Annotated in this window: 11 protein-coding genes; 2 read left to right on the plus strand and 9 right to left on the minus strand. The window is 75.5% G+C overall.

Annotated elements, in window-relative coordinates; translation table 11 throughout:
- Positions 1-16 precede the first annotated feature (16 nt).
- On the plus strand, positions 17-1,084 hold the full coding sequence (wecB, locus tag FJR00_RS11455) for a non-hydrolyzing UDP-N-acetylglucosamine 2-epimerase (protein ID WP_141338858.1): 1,068 nt from the start codon (positions 17-19) through the stop codon (positions 1,082-1,084).
- A 24-nt stretch (positions 1,085-1,108) separates the two neighbouring features.
- On the opposite strand, the gene FJR00_RS11460 is transcribed toward wecB, so the two are convergent.
- Genes FJR00_RS11460 through FJR00_RS11470 form a run of 3 tightly spaced genes read right to left on the minus strand, consistent with a single transcriptional unit; the run spans position 1,109 to position 5,473 of the window.
- The gene (locus tag FJR00_RS11460) at positions 1,109-2,257 is read right to left on the minus strand and encodes a glycosyltransferase (protein WP_141338859.1); all 1,149 of its coding nucleotides are present in this window, start codon (positions 2,255-2,257) and stop codon (positions 1,109-1,111) included.
- On the minus strand, positions 2,254-3,648 hold the full coding sequence (locus tag FJR00_RS11465) for a glycosyltransferase (RefSeq protein ID WP_141338860.1): 1,395 nt from the start codon (positions 3,646-3,648) through the stop codon (positions 2,254-2,256). The genes FJR00_RS11460 and FJR00_RS11465 overlap by 4 nt, the downstream gene beginning before the upstream one ends.
- Positions 3,641-5,473: an ABC transporter ATP-binding protein gene (locus FJR00_RS11470; RefSeq protein ID WP_141338861.1), complete on the minus strand. Its 1,833-nt coding sequence runs from the start codon at positions 5,471-5,473 to the stop codon at positions 3,641-3,643. Before FJR00_RS11470 ends, FJR00_RS11465 begins: the two co-directional genes overlap by 8 nt.
- A gap of 61 nt (positions 5,474-5,534) precedes the next feature.
- Here FJR00_RS11470 and FJR00_RS11475 point away from each other — a divergent pair, with 61 nt between their 5' ends.
- On the plus strand, positions 5,535-6,773 hold the full coding sequence (locus FJR00_RS11475) for a glycosyltransferase (protein WP_141338862.1): 1,239 nt from the start codon (positions 5,535-5,537) through the stop codon (positions 6,771-6,773).
- Here FJR00_RS11475 and FJR00_RS11480 read toward each other — a convergent pair.
- The 6 genes from FJR00_RS11480 to FJR00_RS11505 form a co-directional block, all read right to left on the minus strand.
- Positions 6,721-7,362: a DnaJ family domain-containing protein gene (locus FJR00_RS11480; RefSeq protein ID WP_141338863.1), complete on the minus strand. Its 642-nt coding sequence runs from the start codon at positions 7,360-7,362 to the stop codon at positions 6,721-6,723. The two genes, FJR00_RS11475 and FJR00_RS11480, sit on opposite strands and share 53 nt — an antisense overlap.
- A 4-nt stretch (positions 7,363-7,366) precedes the next feature.
- On the minus strand, positions 7,367-8,557 hold the full coding sequence (locus FJR00_RS11485) for an MFS transporter (protein ID WP_141338864.1): 1,191 nt from the start codon (positions 8,555-8,557) through the stop codon (positions 7,367-7,369).
- Between the two features lie 101 nt (positions 8,558-8,658).
- Positions 8,659-9,843 carry a glycosyltransferase gene (locus tag FJR00_RS11490; protein ID WP_141338865.1) on the minus strand — a complete coding sequence of 395 codons (1,185 nt, stop codon included), beginning with the start codon at positions 9,841-9,843 and terminating at the stop codon, positions 8,659-8,661.
- A 19-nt stretch (positions 9,844-9,862) separates the two neighbouring features.
- Positions 9,863-10,891, minus strand: coding sequence for a Gfo/Idh/MocA family protein (locus FJR00_RS11495; protein ID WP_141338866.1), 1,029 nt, complete (start codon positions 10,889-10,891; stop codon positions 9,863-9,865).
- Positions 10,891-12,009, minus strand: coding sequence for a DegT/DnrJ/EryC1/StrS family aminotransferase (locus tag FJR00_RS11500; RefSeq protein WP_141338867.1), 1,119 nt, complete (start codon positions 12,007-12,009; stop codon positions 10,891-10,893). The genes FJR00_RS11495 and FJR00_RS11500 overlap by 1 nt, the downstream gene beginning before the upstream one ends.
- Positions 12,002-12,634, minus strand: coding sequence for an acyltransferase (locus FJR00_RS11505; RefSeq protein WP_141338868.1), 633 nt, complete (start codon positions 12,632-12,634; stop codon positions 12,002-12,004). The genes FJR00_RS11500 and FJR00_RS11505 overlap by 8 nt, the downstream gene beginning before the upstream one ends.
- Between the last annotated feature and the right edge of the window lie 51 nt (positions 12,635-12,685).

Consider the following 12,685-nt stretch of genomic DNA (forward strand, 5'->3'; position numbering starts at 1 on the left):
GCCCTACGCTGGCCCGGTGAGGATCCTCTCGGTCGTGGGTGCCCGTCCCCAGTTCGTCAAGCTGTCGCCGGTCGCGGCCGAGTGCGCCGCCCGCGGGGTGCAGCACGTCATCGTGCACACCGGGCAGCACTACGACCCGGCGCTCTCCGACGTCTTCTTCACCGACCTGGGGATCCCGGACCCGGACGTGCACCTGGGGGTCGGCTCCGGAACCCACGGGGTCCAGACGGGGGGGATCCTGGCGGCCATGGACGAGGTGCTGACCGAGCACCGCCCCGACCGGGTGCTCGTCTACGGGGACACCAACTCCACCCTGGCCGGTGCCCTGTCGGCGGTGAAGCTGCAGGTGCCGGTGGCCCACCTTGAGGCGGGGCTGCGCAGCTTCAACCGGCGCATGCCCGAGGAGCACAACCGGGTGCTGACCGACCACGCCGCCGACCTGTGCCTGGCCCCGACCCGAGCGGCCATGGAGCACCTGGCCGCCGAGGGGCTGGCCGACCGGTCCGTTCTCGTCGGCGACGTGATGGTGGACGTGCTGCACCGGGTGCGGGAGGAGCTCGTCGACGCCGACGCGGTGCTGCAGCGCCTGGGCGTCGTCCCGGGAGGCTTCTCGGTGGCCACGGTCCACCGGGCCGAGAACACCGACGACCCGGCCCGGCTGGCCGCGGTCGTGGACGCCCTGCGGCAGGTCGACCACCCGGTCGTGCTGCTTGCCCATCCCCGGCTGCGGGCCAGGGCGGCCGACCAGGGGCTGGACCTGTCCGGCGGGTCGCTGGAGGTGCACGACCCGCTGCCCTACCCCGCCCTCGTCGGAGCGGTGGACCAGGCCCGCGGCGTGATCACCGACTCCGGCGGGCTGCAGAAGGAGGCCTTCGTCCTGCGCACCCCCTGCACGACCGTGCGCACCGAGACCGAGTGGGTCGAGACCGTCGAGCTGGGCTGGAACGTCCTCGTCGAGCCCGGACCCGACCTGGCCGCCGCGGCCTCGCGCCCCCTGCCGGCCTCCACCGACGCCACCCCCTACGGCGACGGGCACGCCGCCTCCGCGGTCCTGGACGCCCTCGCCGGGGACCTGCCCCGCTGAGGCGGGACCGCGGCATACCCCCGCTCAGCCGTTGACCCTGGCCGCCAGGGTGTCCACGGCCCGCACCCACCCCCGGACCTGCTCCTCGGCGGACAGCGCGCGGGCAGCGTCGTGCGCGGCGGCCTTGAAGCCGGCGACGTCCTCGTCGCCCAGGTCGTCCAGCGCCGCGGCCAGCGCCTCCCCGGTAAAGTCGTCGAGGACGACCCCCAGGTGGTGGGAGCGCACGAGGTCGGCCATCTCGGGGCTGGGGCCCACGACGATCCCCAGCCGGGCCTGGACGAAGTCGAAGAACTTGTTGGGCAGGGTGAACCTGTAGTTGAAGTTGACCGGGGGCAGGACGAAGACCCCCAGGTCGGCGCCGGCGAGGGCGTCCCCGAGCGCGTCCGGCGGGACGGGGTCGTGGAAGCGCACCTGCGGCAGGTCGCGGGCCGCCTCCTGCAGCTCGGCCAGGTAGGCCGGGTCGTTGGGCATGAGGTAGAGGTCGAGGGTCACGTCCCGGCGGGTGGCGCGGACGGCGTCGAGCATGACGTGCAGGCTGCGCCCGCGCCGGGCCAGGCCGGAGTGGACCAGCCGCAGGGGCGAGCCGACGGGGGTGGGCGTCCGGTCGGCCCACGGGGCGGCGTTGGGGACGACGCCGGCGACAAGCCCGAACTCGCGACGGTACTCCCGGGCCAACCATCGGCCCACCGTGCTCACCGAGTCGGCCCGGTGCCCGTAGCGGAGCAGCAGCCAGCGGTAGTAGGGCGCCACGAAGACGCGCCAGCGCCACGACTCCTCGCTCTGCCGGGAGGCGTACTCGTGCAGGTCCAGGTGCAGCCCGCCCGGCGGAGCGAGGTCGAGCCCCAGCGGCAGGGTGTCGGCGTCGTTGGCCAGCACCACCTCGAACCGGCCGCGCCGTCCGGCGAGCAGCTCCTCGGCGGCCCGGACGACGGGGGCCCGGCGGTAGGCGGTCTCGTAGCGGCGCGCCGCCAGGAGGCGGCGGTCCTTGTGCCAGGCGACCACGCCGTCCGGCAGGCGCAGGTGCTCCACGACCCCGTCGGGCGCCTCGCCGTAGCCGAGGGTGGTCACCGCGTAGCGCTCACGGAACAGGCCGACCTGGCGCAGCACGCGGGCGTCGGAACGCAGCGGGCTGAAGGCCACGACCAGCAGCCGGGGCCGGGGGTCGGGCCTCATCGGGCGGCGGCCCGGCCGGTCAGCACCCGGTCGTAGAGGGCGACCATGCGGGCGGCCTCCCGCTCCCAGGTCAGGTCGCGGGCGGCGGCGACCGCGGCCTGCCGGTAGTGGCCGGGGTCGGCGAGCACCGTGCGGATCGCGGCCGCCAGGTCGGCGGGGGTCCGGGCGTCGAACACCTCCCCGACCCCGTGCCGGCGCACCACCTCGGCGGTGTCCGGCAGGTCGGCCGCGACGATCGGCAGGCCGGCGTGGATCGATTCGAACAGCTTGTTGGGCAGGGAGTAGAGGTAGCTCAGGCAGATCGGGCGGACGTAGACGACGGCGACGTCGGCGTCGGCCAGCGTCTGCGGGACCTGGGCGGAGGGCACCGACCCCACGAGGTGCATGCGGTCGGCCACCCCCTCGGTGCGGGCGCGCCGGAGGAGCCGGTCGACGTACTGCGGCGCCCCGTAGCCCAGGAGCACGAGGTGGACGTCGTCGTCGAGGAGGGCGAGGGCGTCGACCGTCTCCTCCAGGCCACGGCCGGTGGTGATGCTGCCGGTGTAGGACACGACCCGGGCCTCGGGGCCGAGGCCGGCCAGCTCGCGCAGACGGCCCTCGGCGGGGGCAGGGGTGGGGCGCGCGGTGGGGATGTTGCGCACCAGCGTGGGGGTCTGCGCGAGGTGGTAGTGGTCCTGGAGCCAGGTGGCGATGGAGGGCGAGACCGTGATCACCCCGGCCGCCAGGCGGGTGCCGACGGTCTCCACCAGCGCGTCGACGGCGGGGGCCAGCCACCGGTCCTGCCGGGTGTTGCGTCGGCGCCACAGCTCGTGCGAGTCGTAGACCACCTGCCCCGGCGTGCCCATCGTCGTGAGCAGGGCGGGGACGAGGGTGTTGGCGTCGTTGGCGTGGACCACGTCCGGCTCCAGCCCGCGGGCGGTGCGCACCGCGCCGTACCACCAGTGGCCGAGCCGGACGGTCTGGTAGAGGCGCATCCACAGGTCCACGGCCACGGCACGGGCGGTCGAGGACGCGGCTGGTGTGGTCGGCGACGGCTCCGCGGGAGGCGGGGCGGCGGCCGGTGCGGGCGCCGGCGTCGACGGGGACCGGGGGCCGCCGTCCGGCGCGCGTCCCCGCAGCCGGCGCCACGCCCGGGTCGTGCGGGGCAGCAGCCGGGTGAGGTCGAGGTCGTGGACGCGGTGCACCGGCAGGCCGTCGCCCAGGGTGCCCGGACCGGGCGGGTGGCCGGCGACCTCCCGGGAGATCGCCACGACGACGGCGTCGGCACCGGCGGCGCGGAGGGTGGCCGCGGTCTTCTGCACCCGCGAGTCGGCGCTGGCGTCGTTGTAGACGAGGCTGACGACCCGGGCCGGGCGCCCGCCGACCAACGGCAGCCGGGGCGGCTCAGCCATCGACCCGCCCCTCCAGGGCGGCCTGCCGGGCTCCCGGGTCCCCGAGACCCGCGAGCGCCGCCTGGACGGCGAAGTCCGGCTCGGCGGCCACCACCTCGTCGAAGCTCCCCCTGGCCACCAGCTGCCCGTCGCGCAGGAAGCACACCTGGTCGCTGTGCTGGATGGTGGCCAGCCGGTGGGCCACGACGATGACGCTGACCTCGCCGGCCAGCTCGCGGATGGCCGCGGTCACGGCCGCCTCCGTGCTGGTGTCCAGCGCCGAGGTGGCCTCGTCCATGACGAGCACGAGCGGCTCGGTGTAGAGCGCCCGGGCCACCCCGAGCCGTTGCCGCTGCCCCCCGGAGAGCGCCAGGCCGCGTTCGCCGACCCGCCCGTGGATGCCGCCGGGCCGGGACTCGATGAGGTCCAGCAGCTGGGCCCGGGCCAGGGCCCGCCGCACCCGGTCCTCGTCGATCTCCTCGTCCCGCCAGGTCAGCGCCACGTTGCGGGCGACCGAGGCGTCGAACAACGAGACGTCCTGCGGCACGTAGCCGACCCGGCGCCGCCAGTCGTGCAGCACCTCGGCCAGCGGCTGGTCGCCGACCCGGACCTCGCCCTCGTCGGGCGGCATCAGCCCCAGGATGATGTCGACGAGGGTGGACTTGCCCGACCCCGACGCCCCGACGAGCGCCAGCGTCCGGCCGAAGGGCAGCTCCAGCGAGATGCCGCGGACCGCCGGGGCGTCCGCGCCGGGATAGCTGAAGGTGACCCGGTCCAGCACCAGGCTGCGCGCGTCCTCGGGGACCGGGCGGGCGCCGCCGGTCCGGCGCTCCTCGGCATACCTGGACCCGCGCTCGATCTCGTCCAGCACCTGCCGGGCGAAGGGGATGTTGGCGCCGGTCTGGGCCATGATCGTCTGGAAGCGGGTCAGGCTGGGCACGATCCGGAAGCCGGCCACCCCGAACAGCGCGATCGCCGCCAGCGCGCCCGCAGGGCCACCCTGCAGGTAGCCGATCGCGGCCCCGATCCCCAGCCCGCCGATGAGGGCGGCCTCGAGCAGGTAGCGCGGGATGGCCCCCAGGAAGGCCTGGTCCGCCCGGGCCGAGGACGCGCGCCGGCGGACCTCCAGCACCACCTCGGCGACCTCGTCCTGCTTGTCCCGCAGGGTGATCTCCTTGAGCGAGTGGACCATCTCGCTCACCAGGCGCACGGCCCGGGTGGAGGCGTCCCGGTTGTCCCGGCCCGCCTGGACGGCCCGGCGCAGCACCACCTTGTAGAGCACCAGCCCGACGAGGAAGAAGTAGACGATCGTGGCCCCCGCCAGCAGCGGCTGGGCGACGAGGAGGACGGTCAGCACGGCCAGGAAGGTGAACAGCTCCCCGGAGAGCTGGCAGAACGGGATGAGCACCCCGGAGACCGTCGAGGCCACCCCGACGTCGGTGGAGCGCACCAGGTCGGTGGAGTTGCGCTGCAGCCGCTCGGTCCAGGGGGCCGCGAAGGTCGACTCCAGCAGGCGGGCGCCAAGGTTCTGCTCGAACCGGGCGAACCGGCGGGTGGCCCACCACTGCAGGGCCACCGCGAACACCGACTTGGCGATGATGAGCACGCCGACCATGATCAGCACGGTCCGGAACTGCTCGGGGGTGGAGATCTCCAGCCCGATGACGGGCACGGTCAGGGTCGCGCCGGTGAGCATGGGGGCCAGCACCAGCGCCAGCAGCCCGATGGCCGCGACGTCCAGGGTCGCCAGGAGCGACTGCAGGCCGGCGAAGGTGATGATGAACCGCCTCGTCCCCGGGGGGAGCACGGCCAGGAGGTCACGCACGGTGCGCCACAGGGACAGCACGTCGGCTCCTTCCCGGTCCGATGGCAGGTCGCCCCAGCGTAGTTGACCTAGGTTGGGAGCCATGGCTGCGCTCACGGGTGTCCGCAAGGTGGTCTACGACGCCTACCGTGGCCTGCCCGCCCCCGCGCGCTCCCTGCCCGAGACGGTGCTGCGGGTGCGGGCCGGCAGCGGGGTGCGACGCCAGCCCTGGTTCGCCCCGGAGCCGCCCGACCGGTGGCTCCTCGGCCCGTTGAACACGGCCGGTCAGGCGGCCGCCTGGGCCCGGTCGGCGCGCCGGCACGCCGGGGCCCAGGCCCTCAGCCTGTCGGTGGAACGCATCGCCGCCGGGGCCGGCACCCTCGGCTACGCGACCGAGGTGCACCTGGACCGGGGTATGCAGCTGCGCGGCACCCCCGCCCACCGCGACCGGGTCCTGGGCCGGGGTGTGCCCGGGGCCACGGGCGTCCTCGCCGAGAGCGGCCGCCCGGTGCTGGGGAACTTCTTCGGGGGGACGATCCTCGACGACCTGCCGGCCCTGGCGGACGCCGGGGTCCGCACCGTGCTCCTCGTCCACGGCTCGGAGATGCGGGACCTGCGTCAGCACGCCGAGCGGGACCCCCACTCGCCCTTCCGGGAGCGGTGGGACGAGCGGTTCGAGGCCCTGCAGGCCCTGGTGGACCGCACCCGCACCGTCGTCGAGGCCTTTCCGGGCCCGGTGCTCGTGCCGACCCTGGACATGCTCGAGGCCGTGCCGGGCGCGGGGCTGCTGCCCATCACCACGGACGTGGACCTGTTCACCACGGACACCCCTGCGCTGCGACGTCCGGTGCCGGTGGTCCTGCACGCGCCGACCAACCCGCGCCTCAAGGGCACGGCCGTGGTCGAGCCGGTGCTGACGCGGCTCCACGACGAGGGGCGGATCGTCTACCGCCGGCTGACGGGCGTCCCGCACGCGCGGATGCCGCAGGTGGTCGCGGAGGCCGACGTCGTGGTCGACCAGGTCGCCCTGGGCAACGTGGCCACCCTGGCCGCGGAGTCGATGGCCGCCGGCCGTCTCGTCGTCGGGCACGTCACCGACGCGGTGCGGACCCGGGCCCGGGAGCTCTCGGTCCGCGGTCTCGACCTGCCCGTCGTCGAGGCGGACCCCACGACGTTCGAGGACGTGGTGCGCGAGATCGTCTCCCGGCCGGAGGCCTACCGCGACGTCGCGGCCGCCGGGCCGGCGTGGGCCCGGGAGCACCACGACGGGCGCCGGGCCGCGCAGGTGCTCAGCGAGGTCCTCGGCGCCACCACCGGCGGGGGCGGCGGGACTCCGGGCTGACCTGCCCCCCGGCCGGTCCCGCCGACGACGGTCCGGGCTCCGCGCCGTCGGGAGCAGCCGTCCGCTCCGGCTGCGCGGCGGCCAGCGCCCGCCACCGGCCCACCATCTGCTCGACGTCGACCCGGCCCACGACGGGTGGGGGGTGCGGCCCCACGTGGGGGCGGCGGCGGTCGGCCAGGACACGCTCGTTGAAGTCCTCGAGCCGGGCCCGCACGGCCGCCTCGTCCGGCAGCCCCAGCAGCGACTCCGGGAAGGTGGACTTCTCGCGGCGCAGCTGCAGGACCCCCGGCAGCGCCTCGGACAGGTCGAGGTTCTCCCGCTGGACGAGGCCGCGCACCCACCAGTCGGGGTCGGTGCTCACGTCGACGTCCGGCAGCCGACGCCCCGCTCCCGGGAGGTCGTCGAAGGCCCCCTGCCGCTGGGCCTGCTGGATCTGCTGGTCGACCCAGCCCGAGACCGCCTGGACCGTGGCCCGCGGGGGCGGGCGCCGCCGCACGCCCTGGTCGGCGAGCTGGTCGTCCGCAGCGGGCGCGCCCGGCCGCCGCCCGGGGGTCCCCCAGGGAGGACGTCCGTCGGCCTGGCCGCTCATGGCCCTACGGTACCGACCTGTCCGGCAGCCGCGCCATGAGCGCGGCGGAGGCGAGCAGGACCACGGCCAGCACCGGCCCGAGCCAGACCCAGCCGAGGGCGGCCACCACCCAGCCGGAGAGCGCGGCCCCGGCGAGGTAGCCCACCTGGGTGGCGCCGGTCCGGGCCGTCATCATCACGTCCGGACGCTCCGGGTGCTGCGCCATCCCGAGAACGCTCGAGGACGGGATCCGCAGCCCGCCGGCGGCCGCGGCCAGGCAGAAGGCGGCCGCCCCGGCGGGCAGACCGGCAGCACCGACGGGGCCCCGCAGGCCGGCGGAGAAGAGGAGCACGGTGGCCGCGGCGAGCACCGCCGTGGAGACGACCGCGGCCGCGCGCACGTGGCGGGCCATCAGCGACCGACCGCCCAGGATCGAGGTGGCCACGAAGAAGGACGCACCCAGGGCCAGCAGCCAGCCGGCCTGCGTGGGGCCGGCGTCCAGCCGGGTGACGAAGAACCCGCCCACGTAGGTCAGCACGCTCATCCAGCCGACGTTGCCGAGCGTCCCGGCCACCGTCCAGGCCCGGGCCTGCCGCCGACGCAGCAGCCCGCGCAGCGCACCTCCGCGCACGAGCGCCACCGGTCCGGGCAGGTGCCGGGCCAGGGCGAGCACCCCGACCGCCAGCAGGGCCGGGATCGCGTGGGTGGCCCGCCAGGAGAGGTGCTCGGTGAGCGCGCCGGCGACCGGGTTGCCGAAGATCCACGACGAGCCGGTCGCGGCCGTCACCCACCCGGCGGCCCACGACCGGTCCGCCCCGGCGAAGGTCGCGATCCCGGCGAAGGAGACGGTCACCAGCGCGGCCACCGCCAGCCCCACGAGGACGTGCGCCAGCAGGTAGGCCGGATAGCTGGGGGCGGTCGCGACCGCGGCGCCGCTCGCGACCGCCAGCAGCGACCCGGCCACCGCCACGCGGCGGACCCCGAGGGAGGAGACCTGGACCAGGAGCACGAGGGCTCCCGCCAGGGCGACGGCGGCGGTGACGGTCCGGGCCTGGCCCACCGCCGGGACCCCCACGCCCAGGTCGTCGGCGACGGCCGCCATGGACGGGGCCAGCACGAGCAGCAGCGACTGGGAGGCCATGCCGGCCAGGGCCAGCGGCGCCAGCAGCGTCACCGACCGGCCGGCGGGTGCGTGCGGAGCGGTGGTGACGGTCATCGCGGCCCTCCTGCGCCCGGCGGTCCGTCCGTCGGCTCGGGGCCGACGCTACGGAGGGTGGCGTTCCGGCAGCGTTCGCGGACGGCGCCGGGGTCGCCCGCTCAGTGCGTCGGCGGCGGCAGGACCACGTCCGCGACGCGGCGGCCGGTGGCGCGCAGGCTCCGGTGGGTCCGGACCCAGGCGGCCCGTCGGTCCCGGGCTTCGTCCGTGACGGCTCCGCGGAGCAGCCGCACCATGGCCGCGGCGACCTCGTCGACGTCGTAGGCCACCGCCTCCCCCAGGTCGTCGCGACGCAGGTCCTCCCCGGCGGGGCCGGGACCGGCGTGCACGACGGGCGTGCCGCAGGCCAGCGCGGCCAGGACCTTGGTCGGGTACGCGAAGTCGTAGCCGATCCCGGGCCGGACGCTGACCAGCGCCGCGGCCGCCCCACGCTGCCACGCGGCGGCCTGCGCCGGCGGCGCCAGCGGGCGGAGCTCGACCGCCCCCGCCGGCAGCTCGCGCCGCAGCCGCTCCAGCTCCGGCCAGCTGGAGCCCTGGCCGAGGAAGACCAGCCGGGCCCCCGGCACCTGGGCCAGCACCTGCGGCATGGCGGCGGCGAAGATCTCGGCGCCCTGCCACTCCGAGGCGGTCCCGGCATAGATGAGGTATGGCGTGCGCGGCGCCTCCGGCGACGGTGGCCCCTCGGGGGTGAAGAGGTCGGTGTCGACCCCGTTGCGCACCACGGTGACCGGTGCCTCGTCCCCCGCCAGCGCCCGGACCCGGTCGGCCACCCCGTCGGAGACGGCGACGACGTCGCGCGCTCCGCGCAGCGCGAACCGCTCCATCCACCGCATGGCGGCCACGACGGGGGCCGGCGCGCCCATGGAGGCGGTGGCGTCGGACCAGACGTCGGCGGCGTAGTAGACGTAGGGGATCCGCCCGCCGCGCAGCCCCCGCAGCGCCAGCGTGGCGCGCACGACCGCACCCGTGGTCGGGGGCGGTTCGACGACGACGACGTCGGGGCGGTCGGCCAGGACGAGCCGGAGGGCGAGGGGGAGGTCGAAGGACAGGTAGGGCAGGTAGCCGCGGACGTAGCCGGTGGCGTCCCGCAGCGCCGGCCACCGGCGGACCAGCACGTTGTCGGGCAGCTCGTGGTCAGGGTCGTGCCCGGGTGCCCGCAGGGCCGGCGGAGGGTCGGTCGTGAGCACCTCCACCTGTGCCCGCCCGGCCAGGGCGGTCACCAGCGCCCGCAGCCGGAAGGTGGCCGCCGCCGCCTCGGGGGAGTAGATCCGCGTGGCGAGCAGCACCGAAGGTGGCCGACCAGGTTCAGCCCCCGAGGGCGACGGTCTCACCGGCTCGTGCGGAGGCGAGGATCGCCTCGACGACCTGCAGGGTGTGCACGCCCTCGGCCATGGAGACGACGTCGGAGGGTCGGCCCCAGAGGGCGTCGCGGAAGTTCTCCTGCTCCACCCGCAACGGCTCACGGCGGGCGATGGCGTAGCGCACCGAGTCGCCCTCGGACACCCCGCGGAACTGCCGGTCGGCCTCCCAGGACGAGGTCACGTCACCGTTGGCCACGAAGGTCAGGTCGCCCGAGAGGGTGTTGGCGATGAACGCCCCCTTCTCCCCGGTGGCCACCGTCTGGCGGATCTTCATCGGCGAGAGCCAGTTGACCGTGTGCGCGACGATGACCCCGTTGGCCAGCCGGCCCGTGGCCACGACCATGTCCTCGTGCTCGCGCCCAGAACGGTGGCTCACCTGCCCGCACACCCGCTCGTACGGGGACCCGGCCAGCCACGCGGTCAGGTCGATGTCGTGCGTGGCCAGGTCCTTGACCACGCCCACGTCGGCGATCCGCCCCGGGAACGGACCCTGCCGCGACGTCGTGATCTGGTACACCTCCCCCAGCTCACCGGCCGCGATCCGCCGGCGCATCTCCAGCAGCGCCGGGTTGCACCGCTCCACGTACCCCACCGCACCCAGCATCCCAGCCTCGGTGAACGCCTGCGCCACCCGGGCGCCCTCCTCGACGGTGGCCGCGATCGGCTTCTCCACCATCGTGTGCACCCCCGCCGCCGCCAACGCCAGCGCGACCTCCTCGTGCAGGTAGGTCGGCACCGCGACCATCGCCGCGTCGATCCCCGCCCCGATCAGCGCCTCGACGTCCGGCAGCACCTCCAGGCCCCCGGCGACGCCGTGCCGGTCGCCGACCGGGTCGGCCACCGCCACCAGCTCCATCCCCTCCACCTCACGGATCACCCGCGCGTGGTGGCGGCCCATCGAGCCCAGCCCGATCAGCCCCATCCGGATGCTCTGCCCCTCCGGCAGCACACCGGCCCTCACATCGCCGCCCATCAGGAACCAGCCCCCACGACCGCGTGCACCGCCGCGGCGATCCGCTCCAGGTCACCCTGCGACAGGGACGGGTGCACCGGCAGGCTGATCACCTCCGCCGCCGCCCGCGCCGTCTCCGGCAGCTCCCGCTCCGGGGCGAACCGGGCCAGCGAGACCAGCTCGTGGTTCGGCGTCGGATAGTACACCCCGCACCCCACCTTGTGCTCCTCCCGCAACGCCCGGACCACCTCGTCCCGCTCGGCGCCCGTGGCACCGGCGATGCGCACCGTGTACTGGTGGTACACGTGCGTGCACCCCTGACGCACCGGCGGGACCACGACCACATCCCCCAGCGCCTCGTCCAGCCAGGCCGCGTTCGCCCGGCGCGTCTCGGTCCACCCCGCCACCTTGGTCAGCTGCACCCGCCCGATCGCCGCGTGGATGTCGGTCATCCGGTTGTTCAGCCCGACCACCTCGTTGGCGTACTGCCGCTCCATCCCCTGGTTGCGCAGCAGCCGCACCCCGCGGGCGATCTCCTCGTCCGCGCACGCGACCATCCCACCCTCGCCGGAGGTCATGTTCTTCGTCGGGTACAACGAGAACATCCCGAACACCCCGAAGGAGCCCACCGGCGCCCCGTGGTAGGTCGCCCCATGGGCCTGAGCGGCGTCCTCGAACAGGGCCAGCCCGTGCTCGGCCGCCACCTGCCCCAGCCCGTCCATGTCCGCCGGGTGACCGTACAGGTGCACCGGCATCACCGCCGCCGTCGCCTCCGTGACCGCCTCCGCGACACTGGCCGGGTCCAGGTTGAACGTGTCCGCGCTGATGTCGGCGAACACCGGCCGCGCCCCCGTCAGCGCCACCGCGTTCGCGGTCGCCGCGAACGTGAACGAAGGCACGATCACCTCATCCCCCGCACCGATCCCCGCCGCCAGCAGCCCCAGGTGCAGCCCCGAGGTCCCCGAGTTCACCGCCACGCACGTGCGCCCACCCACCAGCTGCTCGGCGAACTCCGCCTCGAACGCCGCCACCTCCGGCCCCTGCGCGACCATCCCCGACCGCATCACCCGGTCCACCGCCGCCCGCTCCTCCTCACCGATGATCGGCTTCGCAGCAGGAATCATGGGCAGGTCAGACATCGGCGCTCTCCTCGCTCGGGGTGGGGTCGGTGCCCTGCTGAGGGACCAGGTGACCGTCGCGCTCATGGTAGCTCTCCCCCGTCGCGGGGCAACGCCATACCCCGGGCGTGCCGGTCTCGTGGAGCGGGTGACCGGCGGTGCCGACCCAGCCCACCTGGCGGGCGGGGACGCCGACCACGAGGGCGTGCGCAGGCACGTCCCGGGTCACCACCGCACCGGCGGCGACGGTGGCCCACTCGCCGACGGTGACGGGGGCGACGCACACGGCCCGGGCCCCGATGGAGGCCCCGCGGCCGATGCGCACCCCCACGGCCTGCCAGTCCGCGGCGCTCTTCAGCGAGCCGTCGGGGTTGATGGCCCGGGGGAAGGTGTCGTTGGTCAGCACGGCGGCGGGACCGACGAAGACCCCGTCGCCCAGCTCGGCCGGCTCGTAGACGAGGGCGTAGTTCTGCAGCTTGCAGTGGTCCCCCATCCGCACGCCCGTCCCGACATAGGCACCCCGGCCCACGACGCAGCCGGCCCCCAGCACGGCCCCCTCGCGCACCTGGGCGAGGTGCCAGACCGAGCTGCCCTCGCCGATCGTCGCCTCCGGCGAGACGTCGGCGCTGTCCACGATGCGCGTCACTACTGCTCTCCCTTGCCACTGGACGTCCTCGGGCGTCCCGCACCCGGGTGC

This window comes from Ornithinimicrobium kibberense, from assembly GCF_006519705.1.
In the GTDB taxonomy this organism is placed as follows: domain Bacteria; phylum Actinomycetota; class Actinomycetes; order Actinomycetales; family Dermatophilaceae; genus Ornithinicoccus; species Ornithinicoccus kibberensis.

Coding starts and splice junctions, on each gene's coding strand:
- FJR00_RS11475 (WP_141338862.1), top strand. CDS start 5,535: ATGGCTGCGCTCACGGGTGTCCGCAAGGTGGTCTACGACGCCTACCGT.
- FJR00_RS11495 (WP_141338866.1), bottom strand. CDS start 10,891: ATGGGCGGCGATGTGAGGGCCGGTGTGCTGCCGGAGGGGCAGAGCATC.
- FJR00_RS11485 (WP_141338864.1), bottom strand. CDS start 8,557: ATGACCGTCACCACCGCTCCGCACGCACCCGCCGGCCGGTCGGTGACG.
- FJR00_RS11500 (WP_141338867.1), bottom strand. CDS start 12,009: ATGTCTGACCTGCCCATGATTCCTGCTGCGAAGCCGATCATCGGTGAG.
- FJR00_RS11460 (WP_141338859.1), bottom strand. CDS start 2,257: ATGAGGCCCGACCCCCGGCCCCGGCTGCTGGTCGTGGCCTTCAGCCCG.
- FJR00_RS11465 (WP_141338860.1), bottom strand. CDS start 3,648: ATGGCTGAGCCGCCCCGGCTGCCGTTGGTCGGCGGGCGCCCGGCCCGG.
- FJR00_RS11480 (WP_141338863.1), bottom strand. CDS start 7,362: ATGAGCGGCCAGGCCGACGGACGTCCTCCCTGGGGGACCCCCGGGCGG.